The organism is Desulfoluna sp. HI9BLuna, from assembly GCF_056829775.1.
On sequence record NZ_CP186555.1, the window covers coordinates 3,852,560 to 3,871,115 of the forward strand.

The window sequence follows — 18,556 nt, forward strand, 5'->3', positions numbered from 1 at the left end:
GTACCGGCAGGTACATCCCGGGTGCCGCCCCAGTCGAAAGGCCATAGAACATGACATTTTCAATCAAGCAGAAACTGGTGATCGCTTTTACATGCGTTGCCGTTGTCCCCATCGCCATTATCATGGGGGCGGTTGCCCTTCAATTAAAGCAGCTGTCCATGGACGGATTTGTAGGGGCCACGACCCGGGAGCTCGTCCAGGTGGACAACGCCATGAACCTTTTCATGGACGGGATTGCCAGCCACGTGACCCAGCTGGCCTCCGACCCTTTGCTCAAAGGGGTGGGGGACAAGGTCACCTCCTATGTGCACACAACGGAAAAGACCCGGGTCACTCCCCTTGAGGACGGAGGCGTCAACGCAGATCTTTACCGTCTTTTCAAGAGGGTTCACGAATCCAGCCCCTCCTATTGCGAGATCTACATGGGCACCGAGGCCGGCGGGTTGCTCACCTCCCTTCCTGCGGTGAAAAAACCGGGGTACGATCCCCGCAAGAGGAGCTGGTACCGGAAGCCCGCCGAGGCAGGCAAGCTGGTGATGACTCCGGCGTATCTCTCCGGCGGTAACGGGCTGACGGTTGTGGGGCTGGTGGCCCCGGTGACCGGGCCCGACGGCAGGCGCACCGGGGTGGTGGGCATTGATGTCTCCCTGTCGCGCTTAACCGACATGATCCACGGCATCCGCATCGGCGAAAGCGGGTTTGCCATCCTGGTCCAGGGGGACGGAACCATCCTGGCCAACCCCCATGACCCTGCCACCAACTTCAAAAAAATGACGGAGCTGGACTCACCGGCCTACGCCACCCTCAACGAAATCGCTTCGGGACATGTGGCCGTGGAGATGGGCGGGGTGGATTGCCTGGCCGATGTCTACACCTCTCCCACCCTGGGCTGGAAGCTCATCGGCGTCATTGAGACCCGGGAAGTAATGGGGCCGACCCGGCGCCTGACCCTGATGATTCTGGGAATCGGCGGCGTGCTTTTTCTTCTGGCCGCAGGGGCGGCCCTTGGCCTGGCCCGGGTGGTGACACACCCCATTGTCAACACCGCCGAAATGCTGCGGGACATCGCCGAAGGGGAGGGCGACCTTACGCGTCGGCTTGAGGCAGGCACAGCCGATGAGGTGGGGGCCCTTGCCACCTGGTTCAACGCCTTTATCGACAAAATCCACGGGGTGATCCGTACCCTTGCGGAGAATGCCGAGGCCGTGAAGGATTCCGGGGGCGAGCTCTCCCGTCTCTCGGTGACCATGTCCGACGGCGCCACCGAGATGAACGACCGCGCCGGAACGGTGGCGGCTTCTGCCGAGGAGACCAACCGCGTGATGGCCGATGTTGCCGCATCCACCGAGCAGGCCACCGCCAACGTGAACATGGTGGCAGCAGCCACCGAGGAGATGCGCGCCACCATCCAAGAGATCGCCGGGAATTCCGAGAGGGCCCGGGGCGTCACCACGGAGATGGTGCACCAGGCCAAAGAGGTGCGAGTTATCATGGATGCCCTGGGGGCAGCCGCCGGGGACATCGGCAAGGTCACCGAGGCCATCTCCGAGATCTCGGAACAGACCAACCTGCTGGCCCTGAACGCCACCATCGAGGCGGCCAGGGCAGGTGAGGCGGGCAAGGGGTTTGCCGTGGTTGCCGGAGAGATCAAGGCCCTTGCCGGTCAGACCGCCGAGGCCACCGGCGAGATCCGGCAGCGCATCGACGGGGTCCGGGACTCTTCCACCCGATCCGTGGAGGGGATCGGCCGGATCTCTGCGGTCATCGACGACGTCAGCGAGCTGGTGGGGGCCATCGCCGCCGCCGTGGAGCAGCAATCCGGCTCCACCGGCGAAATCGCGGAGAACCTTGCCCAGGCCTCCCGGGGCCTGGAGGAGGTCTCCGGCCAGGTGGCCCAGTGTGCAGGCGTCTCAGGGGAGATCGCCGAGGAGATGGCCGGGGTGAACCGGTCCGCCGGTCGCTTCACCGAAAGCAGCAACGCGGTCCACGGTCGCTCCGAAGAGCTTGCGGGGCTGGCCGCAGGCCTCAATGAGGTGGTGGGGCAGTTCAAGATCTGATGACCAGGGTTTTTGACGGGCCCCGGGCTCCTGTTTCAGGACCCGGGGCCCCGTTCCTGCCGGGGCATCATTATGTGCTATGTTGTTTCTATCGAGGTCTGTTTCGCCTTAATCCCTGCCGTACAGGAGTTTTTTGATGTCTCTTACCGTTATGATCGTTGTGTTGCTTGCGGCCCTCTTGCACGCAACCTGGAACTTCCTGGTCAAAAACACCCCGGACAAGCACGTGAGCATGACCTCCGTGGTGCTGGGGCACACCCCCTTTGCCCTGGGCGCCCTTCTGGTGGCGCCCCTGCCGTCCCTTGACGCCTGGCCCTACCTGGTGGCAGGGGCCCTGCTCCATGTGGGGTACCAGCTCTTTTTGCTGGCCTCCTACCGCATCGGGGATTTAAGCCAGGTCTATCCCCTGGCCCGCGGGGTGGCCCCCATGATCGTGGCCGTGGTGTCCGTGGGGTTTCTGGGGGTGGAGCTCTCCTTCAGCGAGCTGGCCGCCATCGGGATCATCGGCACCGGGATCATGAGCCTGACCCTGGTGCGCAAAAGCGACGGGCTCCGCAACGGCCAGGCCGCATTTCTCTCCATTGTGACGGGGTGCTTCATCGCCTCCTACTCCCTGGTGGACGGCATGGGGGCCCGGGTGGCGGGCACGGCCCTTGGCTTTTACGGCTGCCTGTCGGTGCTCAACGCCATCGGGTTTGCCGCGGTGATGCGGATCCTCAGGCCCGGGATCCTGACCCGGGTGGTCTGCCACGAGTGGGCCTTTGCCCTCAAGGGCGGGGGCGCTTCTTTTTCCGCCTACGCCATGGTGACCTGGTCCTTTACCCTGGCCCCCATTGCCATGGTGGCGGCGGTGCGGGAAACCAGCATCATTTTTGCCCTGCTCCTGGGAGTCATGGTGCTCAAGGAGCGGCTGGACCTGATGAAGGTGCTCTCCACCCTCATGACCCTTCTGGGCGTGGGCATCCTGAGGCTGAACCGGTAGACAGCCATGGCGTGGCCGGGGGCTGTGCTTTTTTCTTCCTGTTCTTTGTCGTCTGATTTGCGGCCTTTACCTCCGCCGCTGCCCGAGATTCCCGCATCGTAAGGAATAAATCAGTAAAGGCAGTGCTTGGGTATGCCGAATAAATTTGAGAGGTTGGAAGTATGACGGTGTGTTCCCTTAGGGGTAGCATTTGTCGTGATATAAGGTTTGGTTTTGAGGGGGACCGATGCCTGTCCGTTATGGTCGGCAGACACGGACCATCGAACGGAAGGAAAGGAGGCTGCTCTGTATGTTGAAACTCAGTGATATTCCCTTGAAGAAAAAACTGGTGGGAAGTTTTTTGCTGCTCTCGGTGGCAACGGTGGTGATCGGGCTTTTCGGTCGATACGCGGCCACCACCATCGGGCGTTACCTCCAGACGGCCACCGAAGAGAGCCTGCCGGCCATGGAGCACATCGCGGAGATGCGTGAGCTGGCAAATCGGTTTGTGCAGGCTCAGCAGGGGCTCCTGAGTGCCTACCTGGACCCGGAGGCCCTCCAGGCCGAATACGAAGAGCTGGATATTGTTCGAACGAAATACGCCGAAAGCATGGCTGCCTTTGAGGCCTTTCCCCGGTCACCGGAGGTGGACGCGGCGTGGAAGGCCTACACCCAATCCTTTGAGGAGTGGACGGGAGTCAACGACGCCTTCTTTGCCAAGCTCAAAGAGCTGGAGGCCACAGGCATCCTCAACCCCCTTCCGCTCCACGCTGAGACCCTGAAGGCCAAAGGGGCCTTTGACGCCGCGGTCAACCGCATGGCCCGGCGGATCTACACCCTTGAAGACAAGGACGGCACGGACTGGAACGTCATTGCCGAGTCCCTTTATACCTGGGGCCAGAAATACCCCCTCGTCAACGAGGCGATTGAAGGGGAGCTGATGAACATCGAGCTGGAGGCCATGTCCCTGCAGCGGCATTTCAGCCAGATCGATTCCTTTGTGGAGCAGGGCTTCAGGTCCCGGGCCGCGGGGATTTACCAGCAGGACCTGTTGCCCGTGCAGTCCAGTGTCTCCGAGGCCTTTTCCAGGATCGGCGAAGAGGTGGACAAGGCGGTGGCCGTCAACATCGAACTCAACGCCATGGCCAACGGCCCCTGCCTGGCAAAGCAGACCCAGACCCTGGCCCTTCTGGACGAGGCCGTGGCCGCCCTGAGCCGGGATGCCCGGCACCTTACCGAAGACGGGCAGGCCCTGTATTCCAAGATTCAGGCCGCCAACTTTATCATCATGGCGATTGCCGTGGCCCTCTCTCTCTTTTTCGGGGTGGCCATCAGCGTGGCCATTACCTCCCCCCTCCAGGAGGGGGTCGATCTTTCCCGGAGCATGGCCGAAGGGGACCTCACCCGGACCTTGTCGGTGAAACGGGGCGATGAGATCGGAGCCCTGTCGTCGTCGCTGAACAGTGTGGTCAAGAGTTTGCACACCATGATGGGGAGCATCAACGAAGGGGTCGATCACCTGGCCCGCTCTTCCAGTGAACTCTCCACCGTTACCGCCCAGGTGAAATCCGGTGCCGCAGGGACTTCGGATCGCTCGGACACCGTGGCCGCGGCCGCCGAAGAGATGAACACCGGTATTGCCTTTGTGGCCTCCTCCGTGGAGGAGGCAGCCGATAACATCTCCTCGGTGGCATCCGCCGCCGGGCAGATGGCCTCCACCATCGAAGAGATCGGCAAGAACGCCAACACAGCCAAAGAGATCACGGATTCGGCGGTCTCCGGGACGAAGAACGCCACGGAAAAGGTGGGGGCCCTGGGCGAGTCAGCCCATGAGATCGGCACCATCTCCGAGACCATCTCGGGCATCTCCCAGCAGATTAACCTGTTGGCCCTGAACGCCACCATCGAGGCGGCCCGTGCCGGGGAAGCCGGACGGGGCTTTGCCGTGGTGGCCGGGGAGATCAAGGACCTGGCCGGTGAGACCTCCGGGGCCACGGAAAAAATCCATGAGCAGGTGGCCGAGGTTCAGGCCCAGATCGAGTCCACGGTCTCTGAGATCTCCAATGTCTCCTCCGTGGTGGGAAAGATGGAGGAGATCGTTTCCATCATCGCCTCGGCCATGGAAGAGCAGGCCATTGCCACCAACGAAATCGCCGGAAACATCGAGGCGGCCTCGGCCAAGGTGGAGGATGTGAACCGTCAGGTGGGGAAAAACTCGGCCACCGTGGCCTCCATTGCCCGGGACATCGCCGACGTCAATGTGTCGGCCCGGGAGATCACCGACAGCACGGACATCCTCACCCGGTGCGCCGGAGACATGAACACCCTGGCCGGCGAGCTCAAAGGGATGACAGGGCGCTTTACCCTGTAAGCCTTCCTTCCCCCTTCTCATTTTTTCAGTTTTTTCAGGGCAGCCACAGCCCGTGAATTCCAGGATTCACGGGCTTCTTTTTTGTGCTTCGGTACAACCCGTTCCCTTTGCCCGGCCTTTGTGTTTCCAACATGCGGTTTTCGTGCCGATTTCCCGACCCTTGGGGCAAGGCGGCACCGGGGCCGTTTGACAGCGAATCATTGATCGTGGTACGTCCTGTTGACAATAAATCTTCAGCAGGACGGCGGCTTCTCTTCATCCCATTCTTGCTGGCCCGGCCTTTTCTCGCCGGGCATCGCCGCGTCCGTTGCCCGATACAATGACCCCAAACGTAAGTGAATTCGCTTCATGAATTATACATATCGTTCCCTTCTTGCTGTCCTTCTGGCTGCCCTTTTGTTTACCGCCTGTGACGAACACGATGAGACCTCTTTGTCTGCTGCCGTTGATGCCGCCGACGCCCCGGCAGCAGCGTCGGAAGCACAGGCCCCCGTCCTTCCCCCGGAGCCCCGGGAGACCCTGGTCAAGGGAAAGGTCTCCTCAGGAAACACCGCCGCCTCCATATTAAAGAAGTGGCTCTCGCCCTCGGAGGTCTATGCCTTCGCAGGGGCATGCACTCCGGTGTACGACCTTACCCGGATCCAGGTGGGCAACACCTGGCAGGTGGCCACCCTGGACGAAGAGTTTGCCCGGTTTGAGTACGCCATTGATTCGGATAGCTATCTTGAGGTGTCCCGGGAAGGGGATGACTACACGGCCGTGGTAAAGCCCATTGCCTACGATGTACGCACCGAGACGGTGACGGGCTCCATCCGGACCTCCCTGTACGGTGCCATGTCCCACGTGGGGGAAAGGCCCGAACTGGCGGTCCGCATCGGCAACCTCATGGGCTGGGAGATCGATTTTGTCCATGACCTGAGGGTGGGGGACACCTTTTCGGTGCTCGTGGAAAAACGGTATGCGGGAAACCGGTTCAAGGGGTACGGCAAGATCCTGGCCGTGGCCTTCACCAACCAGGGGGAGCTTCACGAGGCCTTCAGGATGGAAGAGCCCGACGGCAGCGGTGAGTACTACGCCCCGGACGGCAGGAACCTGCGCCACGTCTTTCTCAAAACCCCCGTGGCCTTTACCCGCATCTCCTCGGGGTTTTCCCTGAGGCGCTACCATCCCATTCAGAAACGCTACAAACCCCACTACGGCGTTGACTACGCCGCCCCCACCGGAACCCCCATCTACGCCATTGGCAGCGGCACCCTCAAGCGGGTGGCCTCCAACAACAGCTCGGGCAACCACATCCTCATCACCCACGGCAACGGCTACGAGAGCGGGTACCTGCACATGTCCCGCTTTGCCAAGGGCATGCGCACCGGCAAAAAGGTGAAGCAGGGGGACCTCATCGGCTACGTGGGCTCCACCGGCCTTGCCACCGGGCCCCATCTCTGCTTTCGCATGAAGATCCACGGCAAGCCCGTGGACCCCACCAAGATCGACACCCCCCGTGCCTCGTCCATCGACAAAACCCGCAAAGACGAATTTTCCCGCATCATGGCCCGGTACCGGCCACAGCTTCTGGATTCCATCGCCAGGATCGCAGACGGCGACCAGAAGGCAGGTGGCGAGGCCATAGAATCCAAAGGGTGATCAGCTTTCGAGGTGGCTCACCTCGCCGCCGGAGGCGCAGTCCTTTTTAGTGACTGGCTTCTGCCTGGAAGAGGCAGGCCTCCGGGTCCTTCAGGGCCAGGTGTCCGTCTGTTGCCTGCAGGGTGAGGATGCGGCCGTTTTCAGGCAGCCGGATGTCGCCCAGCTCCCAGATGGCCTTGCCCAGGAAGTGGGCCAGGGCTGTTTTGATGGCGATGGCGTGGGAGACCAGGAGAATGGCCTGGCCCTTGTGGGCCTGGAAGAGTTCGTCGATGGCGGCAAGGACCCGGTTTTGCACCTGGCTGTATCGCTCGGCCCCGGGCAGGTCAAAGTCCTGGGGCGCTTCCCAGAAGTCCCGGCACGCTTTGGGGTGAATTTTCTCCGCCTCGGTTAGCGGCATGCCCTCCAGGGGGCCCAGGCCGATCTCCCGGAGCCCGTCGTGGTGCGTCAGGGCGATGTCGCGGTCTCCGATGATTCCATTGGCCGTTTCCACGGCGCGGCCCGAGGGGCTGGAAAAGGCTGCGGCAATGGGGGTGTCTGCAAGGATGTCTCCGGCGGCCCGGGCCTGGTTGCGGCCGGTCTCCGTAAGGGGTGAGTTCAGGTGGCCCTGAAGGCGGCGTTCGACGTTCCAGGTGGTCTGGCCGTGACGCACGAGAAAAAGGGTGGTGGGGGCAGGTGCCATGGCAGTATCCCGTCTTCTTGAAGGGTTCATGTGAAAACGTGGATGAGCATACCGCGATGCCTGCAAATTGCAAGGGGGTTGAAAAAAAGAAGGCGATGGTTGCGGGGCGGGTGAGGGACGAGGCAAAGACAGGCCTCCGGGTTCGTAAACACAAAGCCCCTCCACATGTGCTGACGGGTTTAGCAAACAGGCCTTTAAAAAGCAGATTCAGGCCGATCAACATCAAAGGCCAATGCGCTTTTCCCTGAGGAACGAGGGGAAAAGCGCATTCGCAACTTGCTTTCGAGGTGGCTCACCTTGCCGCCGGAGGCTGATTGCGGTTAGTGAAGGACAAGCTCCCGGGCCATTTTGCCAGCGGCACCGGCGTCCGGGGCAAAGCCGTCGGCCCCGATGCGGTCTGCAAAGTCCTGGTTCAGGGGGGCGCCGCCCACCATGATCTTCACGGAGTCGCGCAGGCCCGCTTCGTTGATGGCCTCAACGGTCTCTTCCACCACGCACATGGTGGTGGTCAGGAGGGTGGAGAGCCCGATAATATCCGCCTTGTGTTCGATGGCCGCCTCAATGAATTTTTCTTTCAGCACGTCCACGCCCAGATCCACCACGTTGAATCCCGCTCCTTCCAGCATGATGCAGACCAGGTTTTTTCCGATGTCGTGCAGGTCCCCGTGCACGGTGCCGATGACGATGGTTCCCACCTTTTGCACGCTCTCCCCGGTGAGCAGGGGCTTCAGGACCTCCACACCGGCCTTCATGGTGTGGGCGGACATGAGCATTTCGGGGACGAAGGTCTCCCCGGCGGAGAATCGCTCTCCCACAACATCCATGGCACGGATGAGCCCCTGGTTGAGGATTTCATCGACGGGGGTTCCTGCTTCAATTTCAGCGTTGACATCTGCAACCACTTTGGCCGGATCAAGGCCGATGACGGCATCGAAGACACTTTCAACAGACATATTGCTTACTCCTTTGATGAAGACGGACAGATGGCATCGTTCTTTCCGGGACCTGGCGGTTGGTTGGGCCGGAAAGGACGGGGCGGCGCACATCACTGCCGGCGCCTGTGGTCGGGTGCGTACCCGTCCGTCGAAAAAACAGATCGGTTGACTGGACGGGACCTTGACGGGGTGCCGTCCCTGCAGCGGATTCCCTTAAACGGTGCCTGGGCATCAGGGATTTCCGCTTGCGCGGTGCATGGGGAAGACGGGGGATGGACCGTGTGACAGTGGCTTCCCGGCATCTTCACGGGCATCATGACACAGGGGATATATGGTGTCAATATAATATGGGATTTTATAATCATTATCCCACAATATGAAATTTATGGGGTGCGGAGTCGCCTGGGAACCTGGGATTTTACTTGCAATTTTCCCGGGGCGTGGGTATGTCATCGTTGTGAATTAATGATGGATTCGAGGTATTCTGCAGGCCGGTCCGGCCGGAAGAGAGTGACGGATCCCAAGACACCACAGGTTGGATTCCATGATTCAAGGCGCACAAAGTGTGTATCGTACCCTCAATATATTGAAGATGATCATTCAACGGGGGGAGTCCCCCACCACCCTCAAAGAGGTGAGCGAAACCATGGAGATCACCACCTCCACGGCCCACAGGCTCCTTTCGGTGCTGACGGACTGCGGGTTCCTCTCCTTTGACCAGAAAAACAAGACCTACATCATCGGCTCGGACAGCGTGATCTACTCCGGCCTCTCCATGGAGCACTATGTGCGGACGAGCTACGGGGCGCTGGCAGGCAACGTGGCCCGGATGTTCGGCTACACCACCTCCCTGTTTATCCGGGAGGGGGACGACTGCAAATGCGTGGGGATTTACCAGGGCACCAACGTGATCCAGCTGGCGGCCTGCCGACCCGGAGAACGGGCACCCCTGGGGTTCGGGTCTCCGTCCATGGGCATGCTGGCCTTCCTCGACGATGAGAGGATCACGGCCATTCTGGACCGGAACACAGAGCGGCTTCGCGATGTGCTGCTGGTGGACCGCGAGACCTTTATGGAATTTGTGGCGCTCTCCAGGAAGCTGGGCTACGGGTACGCAGAGTCCTTTCTTGTCCAGGGGGGGCTTGGGGTCTCCTATCCCTTGAAATTCGAAGGCAAAATCGTAGGGGCCATGGCTGTGGATGCCCTTGTGGGCCGTGAATGGGAGTCCAAACGCGATGAGCTGGTGGGCTACCTGAAGCAGAACATCGGCTGACAGGGCGTTGCCCGGACATGGCGTTGTATGGCTGGCGGATCGCTTTTTTTAAAAGCGCCGCCTTTTTTTTCGCCGGGTTTGCCACCATAAAAAAAGCCCCCCTTCACGGATGAAGGGGGGCTGGCTGGCCTTTCGAGTCCACCACGTGGGGGACCCAGGAGGAAATCAGCAGGCGATGGGGTACTGGCCGAACTCCACGGCGGCCTCCAGCATGGCCACGACATTTTCAGGGGAGATGTCGGACTGCATGTTGTGGACCGATCCCAGGATGTAGCCGCCGCCCGGGGCGAGGTCCCGGATGCGGGTGGCCACTTCCTTGCGGACGTCGTCGACGCTGCCGTTGGGCAGAACATGGAAGGTGTCGATGGCGCCCCAGAAGGAGAGCTTGTCCCCGAAGCGTTTTTTGAGCTGGTCGGTCTCCATGCCCGTGGCCGAGACCTGGACAGGGTTTAAGATATCCACGCCGATCTCCACGAGATCGTCCAGAAGGCCTGTGACGGCCCCGCAGCTGTGGTAGTAGAGCTTTGCCTTGGTCATGCTCTTGATGTAGCTGAAGAGTTCTGCCTGGTAGGGCTTGATGAATTCCCGGTACATGGGCATGGACATGAAGGGGGCGTTCTGCATGGCCAGGTCGTCGGCGCACTGGATGACGTCGATGTACTCACCGGCCTCTTCGAGGAAGAGGCGGGCGTTCTCTTTTCGATGGTCGCAGACCTTGCGGAGCAGGGCGTGGGCGAAATCCTTTCTGGCCATCATGTCCATGAAAAACTCGGGCATGCCCCGCATGCACCAGCACTGCTCAAAGAGGTTGCCGGGGCTTCCCATGCATCCCACCACCGCGTACTCCCCTTCATCGTGGAGCTTTTTTGCCTCTTCCCGCACATGGCTGAAGTCAAAGTCCGTGGCCGCATGGGGCCACGGGTGGTTTTCAATGGCCTCCAGGGTGGGCTCTTTCATGTTGTACTCGTGGATGGTGGCGTATTCGCCGTCCACTTTCCTTTTGACTCCCCACTGATCCGTGAAAATTTCGCAACCGTCTTCGGTGAACTCCTGCTTCACGTCCTCGCCCAGGACCACCATGTTTTTGGGCCGCACATGGCGGAAGTCGGCGTTGTACATTTTCAGGAAGTGCTCATCGATGAAGGCCGTCTGCCACACCTTGGACATGACCTCGGTGGTTAGGTCCTCTTTTCCGTGTTTTTTCTTGAAGGCCTCGTATCCGTTGAGCATGAGGGTGGTGTTGCGACCTCCCAGGTCGATGGGAACCCGGTCCGGCTCTTCGTGGTTCAGGGCGGTGAGTGCGCGTTCTTTATGGTTCATGGATCACTCCTTCATCCCGGAAAGGGATCTCGTGTCTGTGGGTTCACGTCGTTTGGGCACTGGGGCTCCGGGGCCTGGTGCAGGTGCCGGAAAACCCCTAGTTTTTTTTAAGCTGCGGTTCGGCTGAACACGGCCGGGGCGGACGCGTGGTCGGCCCGGGTCGTCCTCGGCCGAATCGTCCCCCGGGCCCTTGCAGGCATCGGGGGACACCTCCGGTCAGGGTGGCTAACCGGAGGCTGTGGAGGGAAGCACCGGGGTTATTTTGCTTCGAGGGTGGCTTCGACTCTGTCGATGAGGTCCTTGCCTCCGATGAAGTCGTAGAACTCGGGCCAGACCTTCTCCTTGGCCAGGCGGATCCACTCCTCTTCATCTGTGAGGTTGTCCATCTGGACCCCTGCGGCGGCCATGGCTTCTTTGGCCTTGGAGGCTTCGCTCACCTGGAAGAGCAGGTTGTATTGCTGGGCCTCGATACCGGCGCGGGTCAGAATGTCCCGGGTTTTCTGGTCGTATTTTTTCCAGCTGCGCTCACCCACGGAGAGGAACTGCAGGGCATACATGTGATGCACTTCGGTGCAGTACTTCTGCACTTCCTGGAACTTGGAGGTGTGCATGACGATGTAGGGGTTGTCCTGTCCGTCCACCACGCCCTGCTGAAGGGCGGTGAAGGTCTCGGGCCAGGAGATGGGCACAGGGTTGGCGCCCCAGGCGCGGTAGGTGGCCATGTGGATTTTGTTCTGGGGGATACGGATTTTCAGGCCCTTGACGTCCTTGAGGGAGGTAACGGGTCGCTTGTTGTTGGTGAGGTGACGGAAGTTGGAGTAGACCCAGCCGAGGATACGGAATCCTCCTTTTTTAACGCAGGTCTCGTTCCAGAAGGCGCCGAGCTCGCCGGTGGTGGCTTTCACCGCGTCGTACTCGTTTTTGATGAGGTAGGGCATGGTGAGGGTGCCCAGCTCTTTGACGAAGGGAACGGCGTTGCCGCTGAAGACCAGGGACATGTCGAGGGTCCCTTTTCGCGTGGTCTGGAGCATCTCGGTTTCGGTGCCCAGGGCGCCGCCGGAGAAGAGCTCCACTTTGATTTCGCCGTCGGAAAGACCTTCCACAACAGCTTTGAAGCGCCGGGCGTAAACGCCCTGGTCAGACTCTGGGGGATCACCGTAGCCCAGCTTGATGGTCTGTGCGGCCTGAGCGCTTGAGAGGCCGAACACGGCCAGGGTAAGGAATGAAAGGGCAACGGCAAAAGACTTACGTAACATACTACCTCCTCCTATACGCATTGTTGATTGGGGCATATACGGTTTGGGGCGGATTGGGACCCCGGGTAACCATACAGGGATATATGCCTTGTCCGTTCCCATGAAGGCAACGGACGGTGTACGCGTTCGCATGGTTCGAGCCGCTGCGTTGCGGTTCGAAACAGGGCACCTGGAGGGTCGTCGGGCAGAGCGATCCGGGCACCCAGCGGTATGTATCTGGAGGCGGGCCTTGGGAGGCGCCGCGTGGTCTCTTTCTGGGGATGTCCCTGTGTACGTTTGCTGTAACTCCATGGCCGGCGTGGTTGAGATCCCGGCCCTTCCTTTGGCTCACCACCACAGGGCATGGTGGCACAGTGCAAAGGTTTTAACGTAACAATCAGGGATGTCCGTGCCCTTGGGTTGCGTCGGGGCGGTGTGTGCCGAAGAGAGGGGGCATGGACCTCTCTGCTCACCCCGATGGTTGATAAGGTGGCACACCTTTTTGGATAGTGTCAACACAATATGATAAAATAAAATATTAGTTTCATATTATGGGAATTAAGGGCGCAGAGAATTTCTCCATATTCTACGGCGCGGACGATGGTTTGTCTTGTTGATTCAGCAGGGTATGGGCGTCATGAAGCGCAGGCAGGGCGCCTGGGGAGGGGAAAATGCATCCGTCGGGTGGACGGTGGATGGGAGGGTGACATGCGTTTTGTACCCTTTCTCTAATGTGCGGGCTGGTCTGTCGGTTCACTTGGGGGCACTAAGGCGAACCCGTCCTTGCCATGGAAGCCACAAGGGAACGCCCCGGTGGTCCGGGGTGTGGGGGCCCGTTTTTGTTCAGCGGTGCGGGGACGTGGGTTGGAGGTGCTTTCAGGCTGGGCGCGCCCCTTGCTCAGAGAAAAGCGATGGGTGTGACGGCAGGCTTTGCCGTGGGGCGATGCGGTACAATGGGCTCTTTTTGTGTCCCGTGTTCGGGTGCTGGGTGGAATGAAAACGCGTTGTGTCACCGGCCATTACCGGAAGGTGGGAGGTCTCGGGGTCGATCTCGTTCAAGGATGCTCTTCCCACCAGCCTTTCCGAATATGGGCTTCCCGCTCCATCTCCGCCACCTGCTTGATCTTGTAAGCGGCGTCCCGGAGGATGCCGTACAGGATACCGCATCCGCTGTCTTCACGGTCGCTGTCCCCTCTTTCCGCCAGCTGGATCATGGCCTCAACCAGTTCAAGGGTTGTCTTTATGTTGTGGTCACATGCTCTCACGTTTTGTCTCCTGCTTGGGTTCCGTTCAACAGGGCGCTCCGCAACGGGCGTTTCCCTGTGATTCAATCTTTCAAGATACATGCCAGAAACGCTGGAGAACGGGGGAGAAGGTGGTAAAAACCGGGGGAGGGCCCTGGGTGACGGAGCGAATGTGCCGTGGCATCAAATAGATCGGGCTGCGGGGCGATTGCACAGGTCGGTGGGAGATACGCGGAAGCCCCGGGGGGCGGGCTGTGTCTCACAAAGGAGGAATGAAACAGAGATGTCTTACCAATACAGGGGAGACAGCCCCCGCCGCAGGGGCGGGGGCTGACTCAAAGCTCATCCCGAAGGGACGGATCAGGCCTCTTCCACGGGCTTGCCGAAGAAGAAGAGGATGCCGATGAGGGCAACCACGGCCACGGGCAGGATGATGTACACGGGTACACCGAGGCCTGCGGGGATGTAGCCGAGGAACACGGTGACAAGGGCAACCGTCACGGCGTAGACCAGCTGGGTCCGGGTGTGGTCGATGTGGTCACAGGCCGCACCCATGGACGAGAGGATGGTGGTGTCGGAGATGGGGGAGCAGTGGTCCCCGAAGATGGCGCCGGTGAGGACTGCACCGATGTTCATGAGCATGTACCCGCTCTCCGGGTTGATGGCGTGGGCTAGGGGAATGGCCAGGGGCATCAGGATCCCCATGGTGCCGTAGGAGGTACCCGTGGCAAAGGAGATAAAGGAGCCCAGGATAAAGATGATGGCCGGCAGCGTAAAGGGCGGGATGGCGTCGGAGAGAACCGACACAAGGTACATGGCGGTGCCGAGCTGCTTGATGACGGAGCTTAAGGACCAGGCCAGGAGGAGGATGACCCCGGTGATGACAAGGGATTTCACACCCTGGACCCAGGTGTCCACGGCCGCCTCGATGGTGTAGATCTTCTGGGTAACCCCCAGGATCATGGCCACGATGCCTGCGAAGAGGGCCGCCTCAAAAAGCACGATGGAGGCGTCCGAGGCGCCGAAGGCTTCCCGGATGGCGGTGAAGGAGGCCGGGCTCTCCTTGAGGAGCTGGATGAGGGCGGCGTCGTCCCCGCCCATGATGGCGCCCCGTCCGTTGAAGTAGAAGCCGACGAAGGCCCCCAGGATCAGGGTCATGATGGGGATGATGGCGTTCCAGATGTTGAGCTTGACGGACTCGTCGGGCTCAAGGCCGGTGGACTCGGCGGCCACCATGGGCTTGGCCCCGTCGGCCAGGACCTTGCCGGTTTTGCGGGCCCGCTTCTCAGCGGTAAGCATGGGACCGAATTCCCGGAGCATGACGGCCGTGGCCACGATGAAGATGAGGATCAGGATGTTGTAGAACCGGAAGGGGATGGTGCCCACAAAGAGGCCGTAGGCGTTGGCCTCGATACCGAGACCGGCGTAGCCGTCTTTGATGAGGCCGATTTCGTAGGCCACCCAGGTGGAGATGAGGGCAATGCCCGCAATGGGGGCGGCGGTGCCGTCGATGATGAAGGCCAGCTTTTCCCTGGAGATCTTCATGCGGTCGGTGACCGGTCGCATGATGGGACCCACGGTGAGGGAGTTGGCGTAGTCGTCGAAGAAGATCAACAGGCCCATGAACCAGGCGTAGAGCTGGGCGCTGGTGGCGCCGGTGGCTTTTTTGGCCAGGGCCTCGGCGATGGCCTTGGCGCCGCCCATTTTGGAGACCAGGGCGATGAGGCCGCCGATGGCGAGGCACTGCAGGACGATGCCCGCGTTCCAGGGATCGGCCAGGGAGCTCAGGACCTCGTGGTTCAATTTGATGAAGCCGTCTTTGAAAGCGGAGACAACACCGCCTTCAAGGGAGAGCATGAAGGTGCCGGAGAAGATGCCTGCAAACAGGGAGAGCACCACGTTGCGGGTGACAAAGGCGAGCACGATGGCCACCACCGGCGGGATCAGGGTGAGCATCTTGAAATGATCCGCGTTGGCCTTGGCCACCGCCGGATCGGCGGCCAGGAGCATCGCGGGGACTGCAAGGGTCAATAAAAACGAAACGGCCGTAAACAAGGCCATTTTGCGTGAACGAACCATGGGTATCCTCCTTAAACTGTAACGCATGTGTTGCAGGGTTACCCGGTGGCCAGATCCCACCGGGTCGAGTCGTATGGCAAGGCTGTGTGGCTGCCGTGCAGTGGGGCGTGCCACACCTGTGATGCCGTCAGGGGTATTTCATCGCGCGGCATGCTGACTTTTATGAACGGTTGTCAGTACTTTTCATGAGATTGCCGTCATTGAGAAAAAGCAGGAATGAGGTAGGAAAGCAAGGGAAAAATGAGGGGGATGCCGGGGGGCAGCGGTGATCTGACGGGGGTAAATCAGGGAATAACAGCGCGTTGCAGGGGCGAAATCCCTGTGATAGAGGGGCTCTGTTCCGGTGGTGGGCGCCCCGGACAGCCCGGATGATCCGCTGTGTCGGGGAGGCTGTGCCTTGAAAGGAGAGGGGCGATGGGGTATAATTGCACCCATCGAAAATTACCTCAATTTGTCATGTTTCCCTATGGTTTCCCCAGAGTCTTTCTCCACCAGCCCCTTGCAGGGCCACACGGAGGTTGAGCTATGGATGGCGCACCGGTTCAGCAGGCACGTATCACCCAGGCAATAAGGACCCTGCCCCCAGAGATGTCCGGCCTCTTTGTCTCCATGGACCGGAAAAAACACTACCCGGGGAATCCCGACGGCGGCATCCCGGCCATGACCTATTTTACAAACCGGAAGCAGGTTCCCAGGGGCATGCTCAAAGCCATATCCCTGTGGTTTTCCGGGCACGACGCCATGAAAGAGAGCCGCCCGGAATGGGGGGAGTACTATGCCACGGTGCAGGGGCTCAGCGGCGGGGAGATGTGCGTCTCCATGCGGGTCCGGGACCCTGAAGGGGCGGGCAGCGTCGAGGTGATGGTGGAGGTCGAAATCATCCACAGCCTGGCCGACGGCAATCCCGTCCCCTGAGGCCACGGGCCGGGCGCTGTGCGATGGGCCGTGATACGGGGAATCTGTCTTTGTATATCATGCCTTGTCACCCGGCATGATTCCTAAAATCGTTGCGAAAATCAGTCTTGAATCCTTGAGGCAATGTGAGAACTCATGCGGGGTTGGTCTCGCTTTGGTCTGTGGTACATCCGGGCCCGGAGGAGGGCGCTGCCCGCGCAGAAAGGAGGCATCACCATGGCAAAGGAGAGCAGTGGCGCCAAGCGCATTCCGGGGCGGAAGCATCGCCTGGGCGAACTGATGATGGAGTACGGTTACATCAGCGAAGAGCAGCTGGAGACGGCCCTGAAACGGCAGATGCACGACGGCGGGCAGTTGGGCTCCATCCTCATTGACATGGGCTTCATCGGGGTGGACGACCTGTTGAAGTTTCTGAGCAAGCATTTTGAGGTGAAGCCCGTCAACCTCTTCAGCATCAACATCCCCCAGCATGTCCTGGACATGATTCCCCAGGAGAAGATGCGGACCCTGCGCGTCCTTCCTGTACGCCTGGAGGGGCATGAACTTGTCCTTGCCATGGTGGCGCCCCAGGATTTCATGACCATCAACGACCTGGGGTTTTCCCTGGGCATGAAGATACGGCCCGTGGTGACCCCGAGCTTCATGATGGAGGCGGCCCTCCAGTCCCTTGCCGGGGGATACGGCGACGGCATCTCCGGGGAGGTGATCCGGCGCACGGCCGAGGCCTTGAGCCTTCGCATCGAAAAGGCGCCGAAGCTGAAAAGCCTGATGGAGGAGATGGTCAAGCAGGGGGCCAGCGATATGTTCATCTCGGCGGGGGCGCCTCCGTCCCTGAAGATCAGCAACCAGCTCAAGCGCATGCCCATGGGGGTTCTCTCCCCTGCAGACTGTGAAAAGTATGCCCGCGAGCTGCTCACCGATGACCAGTGGCGCAGGTTCCAGATGGAAAACGATGTGGAGATGGCGCTGAACGTCAAGGAGGTGGGGCGGTTCCGCATTGCCCTGTACAAACAGCGCAACACGGTCTCCATCGCCTTCAGGGCCCTGCCCGAGGTGCTGCCCAGCATGGAAGCCCTCGGCCTGCCGGACTGGGTCCACGATTTTGCCCTGAAGCCCCAGGGGCTGATCATGGTGTGCGGACCGGCCGGTCACGGAAAGTCCACCACCCTGGCCAAGATCGTGGACATCATCAATGACAACCGCCGGTGCAACATCATCAGCCTGGAAGACCCGGTGGAGTACCTTCACAAGCACAAGAAGTGCAACGTGAACCAGCGGGAGGTGGGGCGGGACTGCGAGACCTTCCATGACGGGTTGCGAAGCATTTTCCGGCAGTCACCGGACGTGATCGTGGTGGGAGAGATGCGGGACAAGGAGAGTTTCGAGATCGCCCTTCGGGCGGCCAATACCGGGCACCTGGTGATCAGCACGGTCCATGCCGACAATGCCACGGGGATCATCGAACAGGTGATCAACATGTTCCCCTCCCATCAGCAGAACCTCATCAGGAGCCTTCTTTCCGCCTCCCTTCTCTGCACGATTTCCCAGCGGCTGATTCCCAGACGGGACGGCAAGGGGCTTGTTCTGGCTGTGGAAAAGTTCATCAACAGCTACCGCATGAAGAACCTGATTCGCGAAGAGAAGACCCACATGATCCGCACCCAGATGCAGACGGCCGGCGAGGAGTTTGTTCCCCTGGATTTTTCCCTGGCGGATCTTTACTCCAGGGGGGAGGTGACCTTCGAGGATGCCGCCCGGTACATGGAAAACATCGGGACCCTGCAGAACGCCTCCACCCGGAACGGGTACATGGCGGCCAGGGAAGGCTAAAGGGCGGGGAGCCACT

The 18,556-nt window shown here is 60.5% G+C and carries 13 protein-coding genes; 7 read left to right on the forward strand and 6 right to left on the reverse strand.

Annotated features, from left to right (window positions below; genetic code table 11):
• The first annotated feature begins 50 nt into the window (after positions 1–50).
• The 4 genes from ACOYW0_RS15545 to ACOYW0_RS15560 all read left to right on the forward strand — a co-directional run bounded on the left by ACOYW0_RS15545 (position 51) and on the right by ACOYW0_RS15560 (position 7,030).
• Positions 51–2,057: a methyl-accepting chemotaxis protein gene (locus ACOYW0_RS15545; protein ID WP_482414750.1), complete on the forward strand. Its 2,007-nt coding sequence runs from the start codon at positions 51–53 to the stop codon at positions 2,055–2,057.
• A gap of 136 nt (positions 2,058–2,193) precedes the next feature.
• The gene (locus ACOYW0_RS15550) at positions 2,194–3,039 is read left to right on the forward strand and encodes an EamA family transporter (protein ID WP_482414751.1); all 846 of its coding nucleotides are present in this window, start codon (positions 2,194–2,196) and stop codon (positions 3,037–3,039) included.
• 289 nt (positions 3,040–3,328) lie between these two features.
• A complete protein-coding gene (locus tag ACOYW0_RS15555; protein ID WP_482414752.1) occupies positions 3,329–5,389 on the forward strand; it encodes a methyl-accepting chemotaxis protein in 2,061 nt (686 codons plus the stop codon).
• Positions 5,390–5,737: 348 nt separating this feature from the next.
• Entirely contained in the window at positions 5,738–7,030 is a 1,293-nt protein-coding gene (locus ACOYW0_RS15560) for a peptidoglycan DD-metalloendopeptidase family protein (protein WP_482414753.1), read from the forward strand.
• Between the two features lie 46 nt (positions 7,031–7,076).
• Here ACOYW0_RS15560 and ACOYW0_RS15565 read toward each other — a convergent pair whose 3' ends face one another.
• Complete coding sequence (locus tag ACOYW0_RS15565; protein ID WP_482414754.1) at positions 7,077–7,709, reverse strand: histidine phosphatase family protein; 633 nt, start codon at positions 7,707–7,709, stop codon at positions 7,077–7,079.
• A gap of 320 nt (positions 7,710–8,029) precedes the next feature.
• On the reverse strand, positions 8,030–8,662 hold the full coding sequence (locus ACOYW0_RS15570) for a corrinoid protein (protein WP_180137140.1): 633 nt from the start codon (positions 8,660–8,662) through the stop codon (positions 8,030–8,032).
• 526 nt (positions 8,663–9,188) lie between these two features.
• Here ACOYW0_RS15570 and ACOYW0_RS15575 point away from each other — a divergent pair.
• Positions 9,189–9,917: an IclR family transcriptional regulator gene (locus ACOYW0_RS15575; protein ID WP_482414755.1), complete on the forward strand. Its 729-nt coding sequence runs from the start codon at positions 9,189–9,191 to the stop codon at positions 9,915–9,917.
• Positions 9,918–10,082: 165 nt separating this feature from the next.
• Here the strand turns inward: ACOYW0_RS15575 and ACOYW0_RS15580 are convergent, their stop codons facing one another.
• The 4 genes from ACOYW0_RS15580 to ACOYW0_RS15595 form a co-directional block, all read right to left on the reverse strand.
• Positions 10,083–11,237: a uroporphyrinogen decarboxylase family protein gene (locus tag ACOYW0_RS15580; RefSeq protein ID WP_482414756.1), complete on the reverse strand. Its 1,155-nt coding sequence runs from the start codon at positions 11,235–11,237 to the stop codon at positions 10,083–10,085.
• A gap of 257 nt (positions 11,238–11,494) precedes the next feature.
• Entirely contained in the window at positions 11,495–12,493 is a 999-nt protein-coding gene (locus tag ACOYW0_RS15585; protein WP_482414757.1) for a TRAP transporter substrate-binding protein, read from the reverse strand.
• Between the two features lie 1,034 nt (positions 12,494–13,527).
• Positions 13,528–13,737, reverse strand: coding sequence for a hypothetical protein (locus tag ACOYW0_RS15590; RefSeq protein WP_180136638.1), 210 nt, complete (start codon positions 13,735–13,737; stop codon positions 13,528–13,530).
• Positions 13,738–14,076: 339 nt separating this feature from the next.
• Positions 14,077–15,795 carry a Na+/H+ antiporter NhaC family protein gene (locus ACOYW0_RS15595; RefSeq protein WP_482414758.1) on the reverse strand — a complete coding sequence of 573 codons (1,719 nt, stop codon included), beginning with the start codon at positions 15,793–15,795 and terminating at the stop codon, positions 14,077–14,079.
• 525 nt (positions 15,796–16,320) lie between these two features.
• On the opposite strand from ACOYW0_RS15595, the gene ACOYW0_RS15600 reads away from it, so the two are divergent.
• The gene (locus ACOYW0_RS15600; protein ID WP_482414759.1) at positions 16,321–16,710 is read left to right on the forward strand and encodes a hypothetical protein; all 390 of its coding nucleotides are present in this window, start codon (positions 16,321–16,323) and stop codon (positions 16,708–16,710) included.
• Positions 16,711–16,926: 216 nt separating this feature from the next.
• On the forward strand, positions 16,927–18,540 hold the full coding sequence (locus ACOYW0_RS15605; RefSeq protein WP_482414760.1) for a PilT/PilU family type 4a pilus ATPase: 1,614 nt from the start codon (positions 16,927–16,929) through the stop codon (positions 18,538–18,540).
• Positions 18,541–18,556: the final 16 nt, after the last annotated feature.

Bases quoted from the DNA above. Each gene is read 5' to 3' on its own strand.
- ACOYW0_RS15545 (WP_482414750.1), top strand. From the start codon at position 51: ATGACATTTTCAATCAAGCAGAAACTGGTGATCGCTTTTACATGCGTT.
- ACOYW0_RS15550 (WP_482414751.1), top strand. From the start codon at position 2,194: ATGTCTCTTACCGTTATGATCGTTGTGTTGCTTGCGGCCCTCTTGCAC.
- ACOYW0_RS15555 (WP_482414752.1), top strand. From the start codon at position 3,329: ATGTTGAAACTCAGTGATATTCCCTTGAAGAAAAAACTGGTGGGAAGT.
- ACOYW0_RS15560 (WP_482414753.1), top strand. From the start codon at position 5,738: ATGAATTATACATATCGTTCCCTTCTTGCTGTCCTTCTGGCTGCCCTT.
- ACOYW0_RS15565 (WP_482414754.1), bottom strand. From the start codon at position 7,709: ATGGCACCTGCCCCCACCACCCTTTTTCTCGTGCGTCACGGCCAGACC.
- ACOYW0_RS15570 (WP_180137140.1), bottom strand. From the start codon at position 8,662: ATGTCTGTTGAAAGTGTCTTCGATGCCGTCATCGGCCTTGATCCGGCC.
- ACOYW0_RS15575 (WP_482414755.1), top strand. From the start codon at position 9,189: ATGATTCAAGGCGCACAAAGTGTGTATCGTACCCTCAATATATTGAAG.
- ACOYW0_RS15580 (WP_482414756.1), bottom strand. From the start codon at position 11,237: ATGAACCATAAAGAACGCGCACTCACCGCCCTGAACCACGAAGAGCCG.
- ACOYW0_RS15585 (WP_482414757.1), bottom strand. From the start codon at position 12,493: ATGTTACGTAAGTCTTTTGCCGTTGCCCTTTCATTCCTTACCCTGGCC.
- ACOYW0_RS15595 (WP_482414758.1), bottom strand. From the start codon at position 15,795: ATGGTTCGTTCACGCAAAATGGCCTTGTTTACGGCCGTTTCGTTTTTA.
- ACOYW0_RS15600 (WP_482414759.1), top strand. From the start codon at position 16,321: ATGGATGGCGCACCGGTTCAGCAGGCACGTATCACCCAGGCAATAAGG.
- ACOYW0_RS15605 (WP_482414760.1), top strand. From the start codon at position 16,927: ATGGCAAAGGAGAGCAGTGGCGCCAAGCGCATTCCGGGGCGGAAGCAT.